The organism is Paenibacillus sp. FSL F4-0236 (genome assembly GCF_038000135.1).
In the GTDB taxonomy this organism is placed as follows: Bacteria; Bacillota; Bacilli; order Paenibacillales; family Paenibacillaceae; genus Paenibacillus_AQ.
Map to the genome: position 1 here is coordinate 6348937 of NZ_JBBOBK010000001.1, position 18939 is coordinate 6367875.

Sequence of the window (18939 nt, forward strand, 5' to 3'; positions counted from 1 at the left end):
TGTTTATCGAATACCCTTCATGAAATTTTGAATCTTAGAAGAGAACAGGAAGAGAATTAACGCGAGCACAATGGCGACTCCGCCTATGACTCCGAAGTACAGCATTTCGGTATCCGGGGTATAGAATTTCACAATTTGAGCATTAATAGCTTGTGCAGCAGCATTGGACAAGAACCACATACTCATCATCTGAGCAGTAAAAGCAGCTGGCGCCAGTTTGGTTGTTGCTGATAAGCCAACAGGCGACAAGCATAGTTCCCCAATGACGACGATAAAGTAGCTGAGAACCAGCCATAATGGATTCACCAGTGAATTGGCTCCACCGAAGTAAGCCGGTACCAGAATCACTAGGAAGGACAGACCGGCAAACAATAAACCAAGTGAGAACTTTTGTGGAATCGTTGGTTGGCGGTTACCGAGCTTTAACCAAAGCCATGCAAATGCAGGTGCAAGGGCGATAATAAATAGCGGGTTAAGCGATTGGAACCAAGCTGGAGAAATGTGTATGCCTGCAAAGTCCAACTGGGTACGCTTATCAGCAAAGCTTGCTAGAACTGTTGAAGTTTGTTCCTGAATCGCCCAGAACATAATCGAAGCAATAAATAAAGGGATGTACGCGAGAATCCGTGATCGCTCTACAGCTGTTGTTTTGGGACTGCGGTACATTACAATGAAGTACATTGTAGGAATAAGTAGCCCTAACACCCCTACGATTTTAATGAATGTCTCAAAGGTGAGTACTCCAGTAAGAATGCCGACCGTAACTAATACAGCAAGCACAACTAGTCCAATGCCAATCCAAGTAAATAATTTTTTCTTTTGTTCGGCTGGAATCGGGTTGCGTACAATCGTACCTGCCAGACCTAGATTTTTGGTGCGAGTCACTACGTAAACAACTAATCCAATAAACATGCCCACCGCGGCAATCGAGAAACCGAGATGGAAATTATTCATACCTACAGCGCCTACAATCAGTGGAGAGATGAATCCGCCGAGATTAATACCCATATAAAAAATGCTGAAAGCAGCGTCGCGGCGGTTATCTTGTTCGCTGTAGATTTCGCCTACAATACTTGATACATTGGGCTTAAGAAGTCCGGTTCCAAGCACGATCATAATCATCGAAGAAAAGAATAGCGTGGCATTTCCCGGTATCGCCAGTAAAATATGCCCAAACATAATTAGAACGCCGCCGTAAAAGACAGCCTTCGAAGTCCCGAAAATCCGATCCGCAAGCCATCCACCTATAATTCCAGACATATATACGAGTGATCCATAGATAGACATAATCGAAAGGGCCATATCCTCTGGAAATCCGAGCCCGCCTTTGCTTACTTCATAATACATGTAGTAAACAAGGATCGCTCTCATGCCATAATAGGAAAAACGTTCCCAAAATTCAGTAAAGAAGAGTGTGAATAGTCCCTTAGGATGTCCGAAAAATCCGGTTTGCGGGACACTATCTACAATTTTTTGCCTGTTTGTTGCTGACATGAATCAAATCCTCCTAGAAGCTAATTGCTCTTTTCATGAAGTTAACACAACTCTACACTACCTTAATATTTATAATACCCTCATGAGGAAAATCACAACCCTTTGGCGAGAAGGTTCTGAATAACGTCATATTTTTTAGTAATATTTCCAGTGGAAATAGGGAAATAACTTTTACTGTATTTTCTGTACGGATGAAAGTTGTTAAAAATTATAGTTGATTTTAAGTTGCATTATTTAGGAGATGAGCATATACTCTAATCAAGAAAGTGATTGATCAATAACCTAATGGATTAGGTTGCGTAAGGAGATTATGATGACAACAGAATCTAGTTCCGGTCGCAAGAAAGCGGATGAATCGGTTTCCGTAAACCGCCGAGAACAAATCTTGGAGGCAGCGGTTGTTGTATTCGCCGAGAATGGCTACTACCGAGCTACGACAGCACAGGTTGCGGAAAAGGTAGGTATTTCTCAGCCCTATGTGTTTAAGGTGTTCAAGAATAAAGAAGAATTGTTTGTTGCTTCCTTAGAGCGGGCTTTTGAACGGATTATTCGTTCGTTTCAAGGAGTAGAGGCCACAGCAGATCAAGTGTTAAAGGAAAGCATTAAAGTATACGAGTTGTTGATGGAGACACATCCGAATGAGATTATTTTGCAAGTTCAGGGGTTAGGGATTCGCGATGAAGTCATCCGTGAAACGATGCAAAAAGGAATGCTTGAGATCACCAACCTTGTGCACGAGAAGTTTGTCGCCGCTGGGATCGAGCAGCCTGAAGTAGAGGTAAGTACCTTTATGGCCAATGGTATGCTCTGTAATATTTCTATGGCTCTTGGAATGCCAGAGTTGAAGCCGAAACACCGGAAAGAGTAGTAGAGATGAAATTCATTCTAAAATCTAAGAGCTCAGGCTCTTAGATTTATGATCGTTAGTTAGTGATTAATCAATAACAATAATAGGAGGGATCATTTATGTTAACAAAAGCGCTTGTGCTTGGTGCAACCGGGGGAACAGGGACGGTAATTATCGCTGAATTATTAAAGAGAGGGATAGAAACGGTGGCCTTTGGGCGATCGATTCCAAAGTTGGAGAAGCTTGCAACGAAGCTGGGTAATCCCGCCGCTCTTAAGCTAATAGCAGGGGACGTATTTAATGCGAAGGACGTATTATCAGCTGCACAGGATGTGGATGTTATTTTTCATAGTGCATCTGTTCCGTATAATGAAATGAGCACACGACTGTTACCTATGGGAGAGGCGGTCATGGAGGCGGCTAATAAGCTGGGGATAAAGGTTGTCGCAGTGGATGGCATTTATCCTTATGGAAGAAGACAGAATGACAAGCCGATCAACGAGGAATATCCGAAGAATCCGCATACAAAAAAAGGTAAAGTGAAACTTGAGTTTGAACAAATGTTTTTTAGCCAGCGTTGGAGTAAAGCACAGCGGCTCATTGTCCGTTTACCGGATTATTATGGACCTACTGCCAATGAGGCTTCCTATTTAGGATCGACTCTGGAGTCCATCGCTGCAGGTAAGCCTGCAGTGTTCATCGGAAATATGACCGTTGCCCGTGAGTATGTGTATTTGCCGGATGCCGCTATCATGATTATTGAGCTCGCTAGTAGAGATGAAGCTTATGGTCAGAATTGGAACATTCCCGGGGCAGGCACAATCTCAGGACAAGATATCGTTAGAATAGCGCAAGCAGCAAGCGGCTCCAAGAAGCCTGTTATCTCATTAGGAAAGACTGGACTATCGCTGCTCGGTATATTCGTTCCAGTCATGAAAGAGATTGTTGAGATGCTGTATTTAACCAAAGAGCCTGTGGTCCTAAGCGGTGGTAAATACGAGCGTGTTGTGGGTCCAATTCCCGCTACTCCTTTTGAGCAAGGGATAACAGAGACTGTTCAAGTTCTAATGAGTCGTCAGTCCAAGGCAGAATAAAGAGCCAGGCTCATTGTGAAAGATAGAATAAAAGGCTAACTTATGATACTATTTACTCCTATATAGAAAGAGGACGTGAGCTAAAATGATCAACATAACTATGCCCAATGTGGATGTTAGTATTACTAAACAAATCAACCCGCAGCTAAGCAATATCTACGGATTCACTGATTTCCACCTAATTCCAAGAGATTACGGCGGTATCTTTATGTTCTACAATGACCAAGATGAGTTGTTGTTTGTAGGTAAAGCGAGAAAGCTAAGACCTAGAATCAAAAAACATTTCGAAGACACCGTATCTGATATTAAGCTGCATCGGGACGAGGTCACCAGAATTGATGTAAGTTTAATCGAGAGCCCCGTTCATAGAGAGATCTACGAAACGTATATCATTAATGAATTGAAGTCTAAATACAATGTAGATAAAGTGATGTTCAGATAAGTTTAAGGGAGAGGCGCCGTCTAATGACGGTGCTTTTTTTTTTATGTACAAGAAGATAGGAATGAAATAAGAGCATCGGTACACACTATACAGGATTGTTAATAGATGCTTAAAAGGAGATAGGTCATATTGAAGCCTAAGTTTTTGATTGCGAAGTTAGTTTTTGTGTGTATGTTCCTTGTTGTTAGTGTAATGCCTGTAACTGCCGATGCTGCAGCCAAAGAGAAAAAGAGTTCACACAAGCAATGCTTTACGCCCTCTGTAATAGAGCTTAAGGATAATCTCAGGAAACTATGGAGCGACCATGTGATATGGACGAAAAACTACATAGTTAGCGCCTTTGCGAATTCCGAGGACAAAGAGAAGGTACTGGCAAGGTTGCTACAGAATCAGCAGGAGATAGGGAATGTTTATAAGCCGTATTACGGTGAGGCAGTAGGTGATAAGCTAGCTCAATTATTGCGGGAGCATATCCTTATTGCCGGAAAGGTAGTTGCTGCTGCACTAGCAGGTAATCAGGCGGATTTGGAAAAATACAATAAAGAGTGGTACGACAACGCTGACGACATTGCTAAGTTCCTTAGCGCACAGAATCCCAAATATTCGTATGAACAATTGAAAGAGATGCTTCATGAACATTTGGAGCTAATAACGGATGATGTGACAGCTAGAGCTAAAAAGGATTGGGATGCCGAGATCGTCGCTTTCGATAAAGGGCTCGAGCATATGATTATGTTTGGAGATATACTAACCGAAGGTATTGTTAAACAATTCCCCGATAAATTTAATTAAAACCAGAGCACCCGCAAGGGTGCTTTTTTCTTGTTATTGGCAAGAATTTAGGTCTTTTGATCCAATTCAAAAAGTTAGATATAAAGGCTCACTTACAGACAAGACAAGTAAACTATAATAGACTCGTGGGCACTCGACATTTTTTGACATTTTTTTATAATTGAGGTGATAAGATCAATGATTTCTCCCTTTTTTAAAAAGAAAGATTCAGTGGATAAGCAGTCCAAACCGGGTATGGTTCAAAAGGTGCAATTATCAGAAGAGCAGGGCGAGGAAGTAGAGGAACAGATTGCTGGCGAGACTTTAGCAGGAGTGGTTACTACAGGGAAAGCGCCGCTTGATAAAAAATCACTCGATTTGATCTTCTCCGTGGAGCAGATCATTCAGGCCAGACAGCATGCTGAGACGAATATTAATGAACTTCAGGATCGGTTGACTCATTCCAGCAGCCATGTTGAACGTTTGAACCGGGACATGAAGAATCTCAATAAAGTGATTGAGGAAAGAGAGAAGAACGTTCGAGAGCTTGAGCATAAATTGATTGAGAAGAATCTGAAAGTCGATCAAGTGCTGGAAGATTATCGGGAGCTTCAGACTACCCTCACTGCAGAGATTGAAGAATTAAAGAGTACGATTGATCTGGAGCATCAAAAGTATGTAAATCTGATCCAAAAGCATAACGAAGCTCATGCAGAGAAGCTCAAGAAGATGAATGATCTGGAAGAGAAGCTTGGACGGATTGAAACTGAGAACGCGCATTTAAGACAGAAATACGATACGATCCGCCAAGAAAAAGCATATCTCTCCGGTATGATCAGCGATTTTACCAATCGTATGACCGTTCCTTTTGGGAATGGAAGCACACTGGCGGGACGAAATGACGAAAACGGAGATACATAAGATTCATGGCAATGAATGAACCGAGCACTGTTCTAATGATTGAGTTGCTGTCGCTTGAGCATGAACAGGCCGGTTACCAGATTGAAGTAGGTTTAACCCGTGATATTGGGTATGCCAGACGCATGCTAAACATAGACGAATTTACATATGAACAACTAAACGCGCTGGCTCCCTTTTTCGGGGAAAGAATGAGATTGTCATTGTATCCGAAGTGGGATCCATTTCGCAACAGTTATTACAGCACACTGATTATTATGAACCAAACCTTCAGCGAAACCATGTATTTTGCCTGCTCTGAATATTATGTGTCTCAGCTTCTTCAATTAAAGCAAGTGAACGATCCCCATGTACAGGAAGAGATTACTGTTGAAACTACGCCACCCTCTATACCTCCAGCACGCAGGCTAAGAAAGAAGAGCAAAAAACGGGTTGGAAGACTTAGACTGCAGAGTATCATGTTCGCTTGTTTAGTCGTTATATTGTTGTCTCTTCGAATGGGTGGTCAAGATATGGACCGTGCAGAAGGATTGGAAGGTCCCTCACTAGGCGCCAGCGCTGAGGGGATCGAGAAAATAGTCTCTCTACCATTCATTCCTCCTATTGGTAAGATAGAAGCGAGCCCTAGCCAGCAAGAGGAGTCTGAGCCTACGCCAGAACCTTCTAAACCTACACCAGAACCTACAGAGCCTCCTCAAGAACAAACACAGCGGTATGAGGAGATTAAATTAACCGGGAATAAATACACCTATAGCCTGCCGAAGGGTTACGTGGCCTTGTCATTTGATGATGGTCCGTCGAAGTATACGAAAGAAATCGTAGATATTCTAGTAGAACATGAGGTGGCAGCCACCTTTTTATTTGTTGGGAATAAGGTCGCTCATAATGTGGAAGCGGTTAAGTATGCGAATGAACATCAGATGTCGATCGGAAGTCATTCGTGGGATCATAGCAAGATGACCGACAATGGGGCTAACGAGAATCAAAATAATTTGGCGAAGGCTAACCGGGCATTGGAGCAAATCATTCAATCGCCGATTACTGTTTTTCGGCCGCCATATGGTGCGATTAATGATAAGTTAGCAGCCAAAGTGACAGAACAGCAGATGAAAGTATTGTTATGGAATCGTGATTCCGAGGATTGGAGACGCAAGACCTCAGAAGACGTCATTCAATTTGTTCATCATACTGATCCGTCCGGTGCTGTATATCTTTTTCACGAAAAGAAAATTACCGTAGAGGCATTGCCTGCCATCATTCAGTATCTAAAAGGGAAAAACATGAAATTCGTCATTTTTAAATAACATCAATGGTCCATGATTGGGTCTTATCTTAGAATAAGAGTAGCTGTTACAGGGTTATGATCGCTGTGTTCAAAAGATAGGTCATGGCCCTGTACGCCACTTATTGTGATATTGGGTGAAACTAGGAAGCCATCAATTACAGCCCGGAAATTTACACCTTCTGAATAAGCTACATCAAGTGTCCGGACGGACGGCACTTTAGCATCGACAGCCCATTGAAAGCCCTCCGGTTTGAAATCTTCAGGGAACTGCTGCAGCCATTCTGGCCAAGCTTGTGTAGTCTCAAAGGCCTCAGGGGTTGTGCCCGGTAAAGAATGATTCCAGTCTCCGCCTAAGATGAGGTAATTGCCTTTATCATTCTCTCTCTGAATATAAGTAGAAAGATATTCTAATTGCTGCTTGCGAATCGTTCCCCCTTGGTCAAAGGCTGATAAATGAAGGTTGATCAGGATCAGTTCTTTCCCGTTATCGACGGGGAATCTGCTCTCCATAAAGGCGCGGTCAAGTTCAAACAGTTGACGAGGCCAGCTTTCTTTTCCCGGAAGATCATATCTAACGTTACTTGTGCTACCGAATTTAGATAAGGTTAATAAACCGCTATTTACTGAGCCCATCGGATCAAGAACGGGAATCGGTACCCAAGGCACCTTGTAGTTCGTTGCGAATACGTTGCTGTAATCAGAGAAGGTATTCGATAACAAGGAGACCTCATCTATATGGTTGCTACGAGAAGAATCGAGATCTACCTCCTGCAACATAAATAAATCTGAGCCTGAAGTAGTCATTAGAGAGGCTATTGCCTCAAGATTTGTCTTCGTTTGTTCCTCGCTGCTTGAACGTGATTTGGTCCCGCCATCCATAAAGAAATCCTGATCCTTATCCAGCCCAGCATAGCCAATATTAAAGGTTGTTATTGCAAAAGGTTCTCCCTGCTTCATCATTAGTTCCTGATTATGGTTTACCGTTAGTGGAGTAGTCTCCTTCGGCTTATAATCGGTAATGGTAATATACAGTAAAAAGCCACCAAAGATTAGAACGGCAGCTAGAAGGGCAAAACCGATGATTTTTATTGTGGTTGAGCTCATTTGATTCGATCTCTCCTCAGATGTAATTTCATAGAACGGACTTCTAATGGTGTAAACTTCGACGCTTCGCTACAACTCCCCTTGTTTAAATAAAAAAAATTTGAGACAATGAGTAGTGATGGACTGAACTTTAATGTTTTGAAAAGAGGATAACGAATGAATATGGAATCCATTTATGGATTAACTTTTGATCAACTGGCGGCATGGCTGTTAGAACGTGGACATAAAAAATTTCGAGCTACGCAGGTCTGGGATTGGCTTTATCGGAAGCGGATTACAGAATTCTCAGAAATGCTCGATGTAAATAAAGATTGTGTAGAATTATTGGAGCAGCACTATGTGATCCATACGCTGGAAGAACATGTGAAGCAGGAGTCTGCGGATGGGACGATCAAGTTCCTGTTCCGTTTGAAGGATGGCAACCTGATCGAGACGGTGCTCATGAGACAGAAATACGGTTTGTCCGTATGTGTCACTACTCAGGTTGGATGTAATATCGGCTGCAGCTTTTGCGCTAGTGGACTGTTAGCGAAGAGTCGTGATCTTTCCAGCGGTGAAATTGTAGAGCAGATTATGAAGGTTCAGCAGCATTTGGATGCAGCAAACCTCGAACAAAAGGTTAGTCACGTTGTAGTCATGGGAATTGGCGAACCGTTCGACAACTTTAAGAACCTGCTCAATTTCTTATCGATTATTAAGGACCACAAGGGATTAGCCATCGCAGGAAGAGGTATTACTGTATCGACGAGTGGGCTTGCTAACAAAATCGTAGAATTTGCCGATGCGAATACACAGGTGAACTTGGCAGTATCGCTTCACGCGCCTAATAATGAGCTGCGGACGAAGATTATGAAGATTAACAAGGCCATTCCAATTGAGAAGCTAATGGAGTCCATAGATTATTATTTGGAAAAAACAAATCGCAGAATTACGTTAGAATACATTCTGATGAAGGATGTAAATGACGGCAAGGAGCATGCGCTTGAGCTGACCGAGCTAATCGGCGACCGGCGCCAGCTCGTCAATGTGAACTTGATTCCTTATAATCCAGTCGATGAGCACAGTCAATATCAAAGAAGCGAGCGGGAGACCGTACGAGCCTTTTTTGATACCTTGAAGAAGCAGGGCGTCAGCGTAAGCACTCGTCTGGAGCATGGTGTAGATATTGATGCTGCTTGCGGACAATTGCGAAGCAAGCAGATCAAGAAGTCGAAAGCTATGGCTTGAGGGACGGGCGACCCCTTCATGCAGCTTTTTGTGATACAATGACGTGGCAGGTATTAGGAAAAGAGGTTGATTGAGCAATGTTGACATTTACAAGCTACAACGTGGAGAATGTTAAAGATCCTTTTGGTATACTAACCGGTAAACGGTATGAATTCGTGGTTCAACTGGATGTTCCAGAAGATGATGAGCTCTATGTAGAGAACGGAGTATCCGCTAGAGCGATTATTAAAGTGGATGAAGATCAAGTTAGCATCGTGAGTTATGATCTACAGGAGACAACAACAGGTCAGTTGCTTGACTTTGATATGGAAGAGGACGAGGAAGCAGCATTACTCCTTTTCTGTAAAGAGCATTTGCCAGAATAATGATGCAGCATTGACATCCTTGCCCAATGTTCAATTGTGGCAGGGATTTTTATTTAAATATAAGAAAGTATAGGTTTTGCACCTATACTTTAATTTTTATATTTCTCTCTTAAACGCTTACCGTCCTTACAAGGACGCCGAAGACGTTTATGCTTGTCGCATGAATGTGAAATATAGGTTAAAATATTAAAAAGCATCCAAAATAGGAGTTGTATACATGTCTAATGAAGAAGTGTTCTTGACCAAAGAAGGATTGGCTCAATTAGAGGAAGAACTGAAGGAATTGAAGGGCCCAGGGCGCAAGGAATTGGCAGCACGGCTCAAATTGGCGATCAGCTATGGAGACTTGAAGGAAAATAGCGAGTACCATTCGGCCAAGGACGACCAATCGTTCATGGAGACTCGTATTATGATTTTGGAGAAAATGCTGACCAAAGCCAAGATCGTAGATGAGAGTCAGATGGATCTGTCAAAGGTTAGTATGGGTTGTATCGTTACCCTGAACGATATCGAATACTCCGAGAAGATTGAATATAGAATTGTAGGGGCTGCTGAAGCAGATGTCCTAAACAACAAGATTTCCTATGAAAGTCCGCTGGGCAAGGAATTGCTGGGTAAAAAAGTTGGGGATATCGTTAGTGTAAACGCACCAATGGGTATCATCAAATATGAATTGCTTGAAATCAAAATGATGTAACACATGATAAAAAGGTCTCAACCCCGTTATAGGGGTTGAGACCTTTTTTAATTATAGGTAATGGCTATTGTGTATATTGATTTCATATCTTAGACGTCTTGCTCTGTTGCGCTTATAGTTTAGAGTAACTTAGAGCAGAGGAGTACTGTTCATGATCCAGAGCGTGTTATCAACGTTGTATCAAGTCATCGTGCCATTATCCATTCCGGTGATCGTCGGTGCACTGCTTGGACGGTTTAAGAATTTGGATACCAAGCCGTTATTGACGCTCTATTTATACTTTTTAACGCCGGCTATTATTCTTAATACACTGGCTACGGCCGAGATTTCTATGGATGATATTTACAAGACGCTCGCTTTTTCGCTGCTAAATCTGTGCTTTTTATGGGCGATTGCAAATATCATCGGAAAGTTATTGAAGCTCGGCCCCTCTGAAATATCGGGATTGACTCTGGTCTCGACATTTACGAATAGTGTGAATTATGGACTTCCCTTGGTGTTGCTGGCTTTCGGACAGCTTGGGCTCGATAAGGCTTCTGTTTATGTGATTGGGCAGATGATTATCGTGAATACTGTGGGCGTTTATTTTGCGGCTAGATCGCAGTTCTCGGTGAAAAATGCGGTAAAGTCCGTGTTCTCTCTCCCAGCCATCTATGCAGCTATGCTAGCACTTTTTCTTAGAATATTTGACCTGCATTTACCTTCTGAGCTTGCTACAGGGGTCTCCATGGTTGCCGGAGGTTATTCACCAGTCGTACTGGCGATTCTGGGTGCACAGATGGTCAAAGTACGAACCATGTCATCTGAACGTAAGGGTCAGTCTACTTTTTGGGCAGGGATGATCATTCGATTAATCTTAGCTCCACTAGTGGCCTACCTCGGATTATCTATTCTGCATATTGATGGTATTTTATTCTCTGTGCTGCTGATTCTGGCCTCCATGCCAGTTGCCGTCAACGCGGTGGTATTAGCGGAACGATTTGACGCCTCTCCAGAGCTGGTATCCAAATGTATTTTATGGACGACGCTTGCTTCCTTTCTTGTGTTGCCGATCCTTATTGTGCTAGTGCAAGGGGCGTAAAGACAAAAAGGACCCCTCTTTCATTTCTGAAAGATAGGGTCTTTTTTTACTGTTACTTAACCTAGTGGTTAATCTCTTAGAAGTCGAAATTATCAGGGTCAGGACCTACCCGTTGATCTTGGTTCAGAGCGTTGATTAGATTCATATCCTCTTCTGTTAACAGAAAATCAAACACATCTACGTTTTCGATGATCCGGTGCTCTTTAGTAGACTTTGGAATGGTAATAATTCCACGCTGCAGGTCCCAACGGATAATCACTTGAGCTACGGATTTACTGTGTTTAGCTGCAATTTGTTTCAGTACAGGCTGATCCAACAATTGCCCTTGCATTAATGGAGACCAAGCTTCCAGTTGAATTCCTTGTTCCTGGCAGAAGCTAAGCAGCGCTTGCTGACTCAAATAAGGATGGAGCTCCACTTGGTTTACCATCGGCTTAATTTCCGCATCCTTCATCACATCTTCAAGATGATGGATCTGGAAATTGCTGACCCCAATCGCTTTTACGCGTCCCTCTTTATACAAGGTTTCAAGTGCTCTCCAAGTCTCTTTATATTTTCCTTTTACAGGCCAGTGGATAAGATATAGATCAAGGTATTCAAGTCCAAGCTTAGCTAGGCTAGCTTCGTAGGCGGCAATGGTTTCTTCGTAGCCCATATCTGCAGTCCAGACCTTTGAAGTTACGAAGAGCTCTTCTCTGGACAGGTTGTTGTCCTGCAAAGCTTCTTTGATCGCTTGACCTACGCCAGTCTCATTCTGATAGATCGCTGCTGTATCGATGCTGCGGTAGCCATGTGCAATAGCAGATTTAACCGCTTGGATCAGCTCAGAGCCTTCTTCGACTTGAAATACACCAAGTCCAAGCCAAGGCATGTTTACCCCGTTGTGTAATGCAGTTGTATCCTGTAGATGTTGAGCCATAATAAAATTACCTCCTGAGATATTTAAAAGTTTATTGGTATGTTAAGGCAAGGCTGATTAAGCAGCCTCAGACTGGAGAAGAGTCTCATCTTTCTTCTCCAGCGCACGACTCCAAGCGGTTAGGAATACAGCGGATAGAACCATTATAGCACCCACCCAAGTGGTATGAATCAGTCCCATATGATCCGTGACGATACCGCCAAGATAAGCCCCGATGGCAATACCAGCGTTAAAAGCAGCAATATTCAGCGCAGATGCCACATCTCGCGCACTCGGAGCATATCGATCTGCAAGTGTAACTACGTGTACTTGTAGACCAGGTACGTTCATGAAGGCTAACAATCCCATAAAGAAGATCGTAAGTAGTGCAGCCACTTTAAAGGGTGCGGTAAAGGTTAAGACGAACAGTACAACAGCTTGTATAGCAAACATGTAGAATAGGGCATTCATAGGGTTACGGTTGGCTAATTTGCCTCCAATGACGTTGCCGATGGCGATCGCTATGCCATAAACAAGAAGGATGATGGCAACGGTACTCTCTTTGAAACCGCTGATTTCATGAAGAAGTGGAGATAAATAAGTAAAGACTACAAAGGTACCTCCATACCCTAAAGCAGTGATTGCGAAGGCAAGCAGTAACCGTCCGTTCTTCACGAGTTTGACTTGCTCGCGAAGCGGTGTTCGGGTTCCTTTGCGCAGCCCTGTGGCAGGGACCAAGATCAGATTACCGATGAGCGCTATAAGCCCGATGGCAATAATGGCGATGAATGCAGCTCTCCAGCCTAACTGTTGCCCTAGAAAGGTACCCAGTGGCACACCGGTAACAGTAGCTACGGTTAGCCCTGTGAACATGATCGCAATAGCGCTGGCTTTACGATTCTCAGGCACAAGGTCGGCGGCAATGGTCGAAGCAATCGACATGAACAGACCATGCGAAAGGGCAGATATTACTCTAGCTATTAGCAGAATTGTAATACTGTCCGCAGCCGCGGCAAGGCTATTGCCGATAATAAATACAATCATAATGATAAGCAATAATGTTTTGCGCGATATCGCCGTGGTCAGCGACGTTAAGATTGGGGCGCCAAAGGTTACCCCTAAAGCGTACAAAGTAACAGTTAATCCAGCTGTGGTCAGCGGTATATTCAGGTCATCAGCGATTAAAGGCAGCAACCCTACACTGATAAACTCGGTGGTTCCGATCGCAAAGGCGCTAATGGCTAAAGCCAGGAGTGCCAGGGTACTTCTTTTTTGGTTTAACAACATGTCTCTCACTCCTACACTCTGATAATCACCGGCCGGTAAGTGCAATTATGAAGGCATGAGTCATTTAAGTATAGTACGTACTTTAAAGTGCTATAGGTACTAAAAAGTACCTATAAGAAATCACCTAAGGATATTGTCATCCATTCCTAGAAAATTATCCGCAAAAAAGCGTTGGGCTTCCTTCAGTTGAAGGGAATACCAACGCTTTGATGATTGATCTATTGTGTTCAGTATGTTATTCGAAGCTGTATTTGATTCCCCATTGTTCTCTAACATTACTCATAATGTCCATGACATCTAAGGAGAGCTTGAGGGTTTCCTGGTTGCCTTTTGCCGCGATATAGCGCTGCATATCCTCGATTTCGTATTGTAGCGCTTTGGAAGTATCACCGGCTTCGATCGTTTCTAGGGTGCCATCTAAATATTGAATTGTAGCTGTAGAGGCCCGTGGGAAATTGTCTACAGTAATAAAGCCAAGTTCTCCAGCAACGACGCCGCGTTTAGGCATTTTGGAGCGCATAGTAAGGGAGATGATCGCCATTTCATCCGCATCGTTGTTCAGAATGATTCCGGATTGTTCATCGACGCCTGTCTCAAAACGTTTCACTGTCGTTAGAATTTCCTGTGGCTGTTTGGACAGGAAGAATCTTGTGAAGGACAAGGCATACGTCCCAATATCCAGCAGCGCCCCTCCAGCCAAATCTTTGCTGAAGAAACGGTTGTTCACATCATATTCTTTATGGCTGCCAAAGGAGACTTGCACCATTTTGAGGCGTCCGATCTTACCTTCATCCACGATTTTCCGTAGCTTTTTGTACAGTGGCATATGGTAGATGGTCATAGCCTCTGCGACGACTAAGCTTTTTTGTTTAGCAAGCTCGGCGATTTCCTGCAGTTGTTTGCTATTTACGGTGATCGCCTTTTCACAGAGGACATGTTTGTTATTCTGCAAGCTTTCTATGATGTATTCGTAGTGGTTACTATGTGGTGTTGAGATGTAGACGACATCAATTTCTGGATCTTGCAGCATTTCGCTGTAATTGCCATAAGCCTTCTCCGCTCCATATTGGCTCGCGAACGCCTGGGCTTTCTCTAAGGTTCGTGATCCTACCGCATATAAAGTTCCGCCGATGTCATTTAGAGCAGCCGCAAATTCAGTAGCGATACTTCCCGGGCCGATGATTGCCCACTTCAGATTGTTCATGGTTAGCACCTCGCCTGTTTTGATTGTTTGAGCTTACTTAGAGATTACCTTGATTCCATTTGAACCAGCCACAAGTGCTGAGGTAACTTCTTTCGTGAATAGGGAGGTCTCAATGACCCCGTTAATAGCTTTGAGTTCAGTTTGGAGAGCAGTGCTATCCTCTACCTTGTCAAAAAAGACATCCAGCAGCACATTGCCGTGATCACTGACCGTATACCCATCTTTACTTGCGCTTGTTCGAATCTCAGGCTTGCCGCCCAGCGATTTCACGGAATGTTGAACATAACTAAGAGCATCCATAAGAATTTCCAATGCTACGGGATGCTTGAAGGTTAGCTTGTTCACAAGTTTAGTTTCATCTACCAGCAATATATAATGATCCGCCATACTAGCAATCAGTTTTTCTTTCGTATGAATGCCGCCACCACTCTTAAGCGCATGCAGTTGCTCATCCACCTCATCACAGCCGTCAAAAGCAACAGCTATTCGGTCAACGGACCAAGTGGGTACAACCTGCAATCCATTTCGGACACAGAGTGAAGCTGTAGTGAAGGAGGGGGTCACTACCTTTAACCGAAGATCTGCTTCTTTAATATTCCCGATTAAATAGGAAATCGTACTACCCCCACCTAAACCAATGGTTGTGTCGTTCTCAATATACTTTAGAGCTTCTACGGCGCAACTTTTCTTTCTAAAGTCCATATTCAAAGCCGATCATCTCCATTAAAAAATTGATAATTTGCACATTTGTGCAATATAATAAAAAATGTGCAAAATAATCGTCTACAGTATAACTAGGGGTTATGGATTCGTCAAATCCTTGAAAAAAGCGAGGAGTTCTATCATGGATCGAAAAGAAGACAAGAAGCTGCTCATTAAGATTGCACAAATGTACTATGAGCAGAATTTAACGCAAAGTGAAATTTCTAATGAACTTGGCATATATCGCACCACCATAAGTAGGATGCTGAAGAGAGTCCGTGAAGAGGGCATCGTTACAATCACCATCAATTACGATATTGGAGATCATTGTACACTGGAGCAGGAATTGAAAGAACGGTTCGGGCTGAAGGAAGCCATTGTTGTAGAGGTAGATCCAGCCCAGTCAGGAGTGAACAAACGTAAAGCCATTGGACAGGCTTGTGCAAGATGGCTGGAGCAAGTGGTTCAGCCGAAAGATACTATTGGGTTCTCTTGGGGAAGCAGCTTAGCTGCCGTTGTAGACAATCTGAACCTCGGACAGAGGCCTTTTGTAACCTGTGTTCCTACGGTGGGTGGTCCATCTGGAAAGATGGAGAGCGGATACCATGTCAATAATATCTGCTACCAAGCTGCCTTAAAGTGGGGTGCGCGCTCATTAATGATTGACGTGCCAGCGATCACGGAGCAAAAGGAAACCAGAGATCAACTGATGCGTTCGCAGTATTATCAGACCATTGCGAAGGCATGGGATCGGCTGGATATCGCTATATTCGGCATTGGATCACCGGAAATTAAAGGTGAAGAGGCATGGCGCGGATTTTATGGCGATGCTGTGATTGATGAGCTGGAGGACGGGAAAGTAGCTGGTGATATTTGCTCGCGTTTTTATGATGGCAATGGATTGCCTGTACGCACAGCAATATCGGACCGAACGTTGACCATTGAGCTGGAGCAGATCAGACGAGCGAGGTACGCTATTGGTGTAGCGGAATCGCTGGAGAAGGTTTCGGGGATCTTGGGCGCTCTAAATGGCGGGTATATGAATGTGCTCGTAACGACCGAAGAAACGGCGCAGAAGATCTTGGAGTAACCACTACTAAATGTAAACAATTGAATTTCGTGAAAATAACCTGAAAATGGTATGCAAAACACTAAAAATTTTGCTTGTAAGCACCAGACAGAGCGTGTAAGATATACAAGGTATTCATATCGAACATTAATAAAACTCATATAATCTTGGGGATATGGCCCATAAGTTTCTACCGGATAACCATCGTAATTATCCGACTATGAGTGAAATAGCGCATCTAGGGTTCCGCTTTCTTCTTTGGAGGAAAGGTCTGGACCGAGCGATGCGGACACTATGTAGTGTTACACCACTAAGGGACAAAAGCCCAGAAGGACAGATTCACTTGAGAGAAACGACTCAAGGGATTTGTCCTTTTTTTGTTTTTTTAATGAAGAGGAGAGATTAGTTCACGATGAAAGTACTTCAAGAGCGCATTAGACAAGAGGGTCTTATTTTATCAGATACGGTACTGAAGGTAGATTCATTTCTGAATCATCAGGTCGATACGGAGCTAGCGCTGCAAATCGGTCAAGAGTTCAAAAAGTTGTTCGGTCATCAACCGATCACTAAGGTGATTACGATTGAAGCTAGTGGGATTCAGTTCGCCATGGCTACTGCGATTGCATTAGGTGTACCGTTTGTTTATGCGAAGAAAAAGAAAGCAGTAACGCTCTCAGAGGCTGTCTACTCAGCGCCTGTACATTCCTTTACTCGCCAAGAGGATTATCTGGTCAGCGTCTCCCAAAAATATCTTGGACCGGATGACAAAGTGCTTATTGTGGATGATTTCCTCGCTACTGGTGCTGCACTTGTGGGACTGGTTGATATCGTAAAAGAGGCAGGAGCAGAGCTCCTTGGCGTCGGTTGTGTCATTGAAAAGAGCTTCCAGGAAGGCCGGAGCCTTCTGGAGAACAGAGGCATAGAAGTCCATGCCTTGGCCCGTATTGCATCTATGTCACCAGGTGAAATTCACTTCATTGATAATGAAAGCTCATTAGAGAAAATCAAGGAGAGTGCGGGATGTTAAGCAAGCAAAAGGTATTTACGTTAGGTCTTCAGCATGTCCTAGCCATGTATGCAGGAGCAGTAATTGTACCGCTGATTGTTGGGGGTGCATTGAAGCTAAATGGGACTCAAATGGCTTACCTCATCGCAGCCGATTTGTTCACTTGCGGATTGGCCACACTGCTGCAAATAATGGGCACTAAGTATTTTGGTAGCAGGCTCCCAGTTATTCTTGGATGTACCTTTACAGCCGTTGGCCCGATTATTGCGATTGCCTCGACACATAATCTGGCGACTGCGTACGGTGCGATCATTATTTCCGGTTTGTTCGTTGTTCTTGCGGCCCCGCTTTATGGGAAGCTGCTGAAGTTCTTCCCGACCATTGTAACGGGTTCTGTCGTGACCATTATCGGGTTATCTCTTATTCCAGTAGCTATGAATAACGTTGCTGGCGGAGAAGGCAGCGCTGATTTTGGACAACCCCGTAATTTGCTGCTTGCACTGATTACACTACTTGTCATTTTAGCAGTTAACCGTTTCGCCACTGGATTCCTGCGCTCGATCTCAGTTCTGGTAGGTCTTGTGGTGGGTACAGCGATTGCTTATGGAATGGGTATCGTTAATTTTTCTACGGTAGGTGACGCTTCTTGGGTAAGCATCGCACAACCGTTTTACTTCGGATGGCCTGAATTCAGTCTTACTGCAATCTTCACTATGATCATCGTTAACATTGTTAGTATGGTGGAGTCTACTGGGGTTTATTTTGCAGTAGGTAAAGTAATTGATCAGAAAGTTGAACAGAAGCAGATCGTAAACGGACTGCGTTCCGAGGGAGTAGCAATTATGCTGGGCGGAATTTTTAATGCCTTCCCATACACTGCTTTTTCTCAAAATGTGGGTTTGATTTCGCTGTCTCGCATTAAGACTCGTAATGTTATTTTTGCCGCTGGCGGGATCATGATTGTACTAGGACTCCTGCCTAAGCTGGCTGCCTTGACGACGATTGTACCGAATGCCGTACTTGGTGGAGCCATGATTGTCATGTTCGGATCGGTTGCCGTTTCCGGGATATCCATTCTATCCGATGTGGATCTCCGTAAGGATGGTAATCTACTGATTGCTGCTTGCAGTATTGCTGTTGGCTTAGGTTCAGCGACACTTCCTGCAATGTTCGCAGAGCTGCCTGAATTTGCGCGGATGCTGCTACAGAACGGTATCGTATCCGGTTCGCTTACAGCGATTGTATTGAACATTGTCCTCTCCAAGACAAAGGATGATGTGCAGGTAGCGGATAACACCGTACCTGTTCTTGCTAAGGAATCTCAAGTCTCCTAAACTTATTTGATTCATGATAAAAGACCAAGCCTGGGTGAAGTATAAACCTAAGCTTGGTCTTCTTTTGTGTTCGGGGCTTGTGCATTTGCACAAAAAAATAGGTTGTCCCGTCAA

The 18939-nt window shown here is 43.6% G+C and carries 19 protein-coding genes and 1 riboswitch; of the genes, 13 read left to right on the forward strand and 6 right to left on the reverse strand.

Features of this window, described 5'->3' with window-relative positions; all coding sequences use genetic code 11:
- Positions 1 to 3: 3 nt before the first annotated feature.
- Positions 4 to 1494, reverse strand: a complete 1491-nt coding sequence (locus tag NSQ29_RS28355) for a peptide MFS transporter (protein ID WP_339267836.1) — start codon at positions 1492 to 1494, stop codon at positions 4 to 6.
- A gap of 313 nt (positions 1495 to 1807) precedes the next feature.
- On the opposite strand from NSQ29_RS28355, the gene NSQ29_RS28360 reads away from it, so the two are divergent.
- From NSQ29_RS28360 to NSQ29_RS28385, 6 genes are all read left to right on the forward strand, one after another.
- A complete protein-coding gene (locus NSQ29_RS28360; protein ID WP_445253238.1) occupies positions 1808 to 2362 on the forward strand; it encodes a TetR/AcrR family transcriptional regulator in 555 nt (184 codons plus the stop codon).
- Positions 2363 to 2460: 98 nt separating this feature from the next.
- On the forward strand, positions 2461 to 3435 hold the full coding sequence (locus NSQ29_RS28365) for an NAD-dependent epimerase/dehydratase family protein (protein WP_341126586.1): 975 nt from the start codon (positions 2461 to 2463) through the stop codon (positions 3433 to 3435).
- Positions 3436 to 3520: 85 nt separating this feature from the next.
- On the forward strand, positions 3521 to 3877 hold the full coding sequence (locus NSQ29_RS28370) for a nucleotide excision repair endonuclease (protein ID WP_042192814.1): 357 nt from the start codon (positions 3521 to 3523) through the stop codon (positions 3875 to 3877).
- A gap of 129 nt (positions 3878 to 4006) precedes the next feature.
- Complete coding sequence (locus NSQ29_RS28375; protein ID WP_143759242.1) at positions 4007 to 4669, forward strand: glycosyltransferase; 663 nt, start codon at positions 4007 to 4009, stop codon at positions 4667 to 4669.
- 177 nt (positions 4670 to 4846) lie between these two features.
- On the forward strand, positions 4847 to 5569 hold the full coding sequence (locus NSQ29_RS28380) for a hypothetical protein (RefSeq protein ID WP_042192810.1): 723 nt from the start codon (positions 4847 to 4849) through the stop codon (positions 5567 to 5569).
- A gap of 11 nt (positions 5570 to 5580) precedes the next feature.
- Complete coding sequence (locus tag NSQ29_RS28385; RefSeq protein ID WP_341126587.1) at positions 5581 to 6870, forward strand: polysaccharide deacetylase family protein; 1290 nt, start codon at positions 5581 to 5583, stop codon at positions 6868 to 6870.
- Positions 6871 to 6893: 23 nt separating this feature from the next.
- Here NSQ29_RS28385 and NSQ29_RS28390 read toward each other — a convergent pair whose 3' ends face one another.
- Positions 6894 to 7955 (reverse strand): endonuclease/exonuclease/phosphatase family protein, encoded by a 1062-nt coding sequence (locus NSQ29_RS28390; protein WP_341126588.1) that lies wholly within the window; start codon positions 7953 to 7955, stop codon positions 6894 to 6896.
- Between the two features lie 156 nt (positions 7956 to 8111).
- Here NSQ29_RS28390 and rlmN point away from each other — a divergent pair, with 156 nt between their 5' ends.
- From rlmN to NSQ29_RS28410, 4 genes are all read left to right on the forward strand, one after another.
- Positions 8112 to 9182 carry a 23S rRNA (adenine(2503)-C(2))-methyltransferase RlmN gene (rlmN, locus tag NSQ29_RS28395; protein WP_042192804.1) on the forward strand — a complete coding sequence of 357 codons (1071 nt, stop codon included), beginning with the start codon at positions 8112 to 8114 and terminating at the stop codon, positions 9180 to 9182.
- A 77-nt stretch (positions 9183 to 9259) separates the two neighbouring features.
- A complete protein-coding gene (locus NSQ29_RS28400; protein ID WP_042192802.1) occupies positions 9260 to 9547 on the forward strand; it encodes a DUF6509 family protein in 288 nt (95 codons plus the stop codon).
- Between the two features lie 217 nt (positions 9548 to 9764).
- Positions 9765 to 10244: a transcription elongation factor GreA gene (gene greA, locus NSQ29_RS28405; RefSeq protein ID WP_042131553.1), complete on the forward strand. Its 480-nt coding sequence runs from the start codon at positions 9765 to 9767 to the stop codon at positions 10242 to 10244.
- Between the two features lie 151 nt (positions 10245 to 10395).
- Positions 10396 to 11325, forward strand: a complete 930-nt coding sequence (locus tag NSQ29_RS28410) for an AEC family transporter (protein ID WP_042192800.1) — start codon at positions 10396 to 10398, stop codon at positions 11323 to 11325.
- Positions 11326 to 11401: 76 nt separating this feature from the next.
- Here the strand turns inward: NSQ29_RS28410 and NSQ29_RS28415 are convergent, their stop codons facing one another.
- From NSQ29_RS28415 to rpiA, 4 genes are all read right to left on the reverse strand, one after another.
- Positions 11402 to 12244, reverse strand: coding sequence for an aldo/keto reductase (locus NSQ29_RS28415; protein ID WP_339243952.1), 843 nt, complete (start codon positions 12242 to 12244; stop codon positions 11402 to 11404).
- 57 nt (positions 12245 to 12301) lie between these two features.
- On the reverse strand, positions 12302 to 13510 hold the full coding sequence (locus NSQ29_RS28420; protein WP_076284942.1) for an MFS transporter: 1209 nt from the start codon (positions 13508 to 13510) through the stop codon (positions 12302 to 12304).
- A 235-nt stretch (positions 13511 to 13745) separates the two neighbouring features.
- A complete protein-coding gene (locus NSQ29_RS28425) occupies positions 13746 to 14714 on the reverse strand; it encodes a Gfo/Idh/MocA family protein (RefSeq protein WP_339267815.1) in 969 nt (322 codons plus the stop codon).
- Between the two features lie 33 nt (positions 14715 to 14747).
- A complete protein-coding gene (gene rpiA / locus NSQ29_RS28430; RefSeq protein ID WP_341126829.1) occupies positions 14748 to 15416 on the reverse strand; it encodes a ribose 5-phosphate isomerase A in 669 nt (222 codons plus the stop codon).
- Between the two features lie 142 nt (positions 15417 to 15558).
- Here rpiA and NSQ29_RS28435 point away from each other — a divergent pair, with 142 nt between their 5' ends.
- From NSQ29_RS28435 to NSQ29_RS28445, 3 genes are all read left to right on the forward strand, one after another.
- Positions 15559 to 16506, forward strand: a complete 948-nt coding sequence (locus tag NSQ29_RS28435) for a sugar-binding transcriptional regulator (RefSeq protein ID WP_341126589.1) — start codon at positions 15559 to 15561, stop codon at positions 16504 to 16506.
- 116 nt (positions 16507 to 16622) lie between these two features.
- Positions 16623 to 16726: riboswitch (purine riboswitch) on the forward strand.
- 171 nt (positions 16727 to 16897) lie between these two features.
- Positions 16898 to 17512 carry a xanthine phosphoribosyltransferase gene (locus NSQ29_RS28440; protein ID WP_076284939.1) on the forward strand — a complete coding sequence of 205 codons (615 nt, stop codon included), beginning with the start codon at positions 16898 to 16900 and terminating at the stop codon, positions 17510 to 17512.
- On the forward strand, positions 17506 to 18825 hold the full coding sequence (locus NSQ29_RS28445) for a nucleobase:cation symporter-2 family protein (RefSeq protein ID WP_076121591.1): 1320 nt from the start codon (positions 17506 to 17508) through the stop codon (positions 18823 to 18825). The genes NSQ29_RS28440 and NSQ29_RS28445 overlap by 7 nt, the downstream gene beginning before the upstream one ends.
- Positions 18826 to 18939 lie beyond the last annotated feature (114 nt).

Coding starts and splice junctions, on each gene's coding strand:
- NSQ29_RS28355 (WP_339267836.1), bottom strand. CDS start 1,494: ATGTCAGCAACAAACAGGCAAAAAATTGTAGATAGTGTCCCGCAAACC.
- NSQ29_RS28360 (WP_445253238.1), top strand. CDS start 1,808: ATGACAACAGAATCTAGTTCCGGTCGCAAGAAAGCGGATGAATCGGTT.
- NSQ29_RS28365 (WP_341126586.1), top strand. CDS start 2,461: ATGTTAACAAAAGCGCTTGTGCTTGGTGCAACCGGGGGAACAGGGACG.
- NSQ29_RS28370 (WP_042192814.1), top strand. CDS start 3,521: ATGATCAACATAACTATGCCCAATGTGGATGTTAGTATTACTAAACAA.
- NSQ29_RS28380 (WP_042192810.1), top strand. CDS start 4,847: ATGATTTCTCCCTTTTTTAAAAAGAAAGATTCAGTGGATAAGCAGTCC.
- NSQ29_RS28385 (WP_341126587.1), top strand. CDS start 5,581: ATGAATGAACCGAGCACTGTTCTAATGATTGAGTTGCTGTCGCTTGAG.
- NSQ29_RS28390 (WP_341126588.1), bottom strand. CDS start 7,955: ATGAGCTCAACCACAATAAAAATCATCGGTTTTGCCCTTCTAGCTGCC.
- rlmN (WP_042192804.1), top strand. CDS start 8,112: ATGAATATGGAATCCATTTATGGATTAACTTTTGATCAACTGGCGGCA.
- NSQ29_RS28400 (WP_042192802.1), top strand. CDS start 9,260: ATGTTGACATTTACAAGCTACAACGTGGAGAATGTTAAAGATCCTTTT.
- greA (WP_042131553.1), top strand. CDS start 9,765: ATGTCTAATGAAGAAGTGTTCTTGACCAAAGAAGGATTGGCTCAATTA.
- NSQ29_RS28410 (WP_042192800.1), top strand. CDS start 10,396: ATGATCCAGAGCGTGTTATCAACGTTGTATCAAGTCATCGTGCCATTA.
- NSQ29_RS28415 (WP_339243952.1), bottom strand. CDS start 12,244: ATGGCTCAACATCTACAGGATACAACTGCATTACACAACGGGGTAAAC.
- NSQ29_RS28420 (WP_076284942.1), bottom strand. CDS start 13,510: ATGTTGTTAAACCAAAAAAGAAGTACCCTGGCACTCCTGGCTTTAGCC.
- NSQ29_RS28425 (WP_339267815.1), bottom strand. CDS start 14,714: ATGAACAATCTGAAGTGGGCAATCATCGGCCCGGGAAGTATCGCTACT.
- rpiA (WP_341126829.1), bottom strand. CDS start 15,416: ATGGACTTTAGAAAGAAAAGTTGCGCCGTAGAAGCTCTAAAGTATATT.
- NSQ29_RS28435 (WP_341126589.1), top strand. CDS start 15,559: ATGGATCGAAAAGAAGACAAGAAGCTGCTCATTAAGATTGCACAAATG.
- NSQ29_RS28440 (WP_076284939.1), top strand. CDS start 16,898: ATGAAAGTACTTCAAGAGCGCATTAGACAAGAGGGTCTTATTTTATCA.
- NSQ29_RS28445 (WP_076121591.1), top strand. CDS start 17,506: ATGTTAAGCAAGCAAAAGGTATTTACGTTAGGTCTTCAGCATGTCCTA.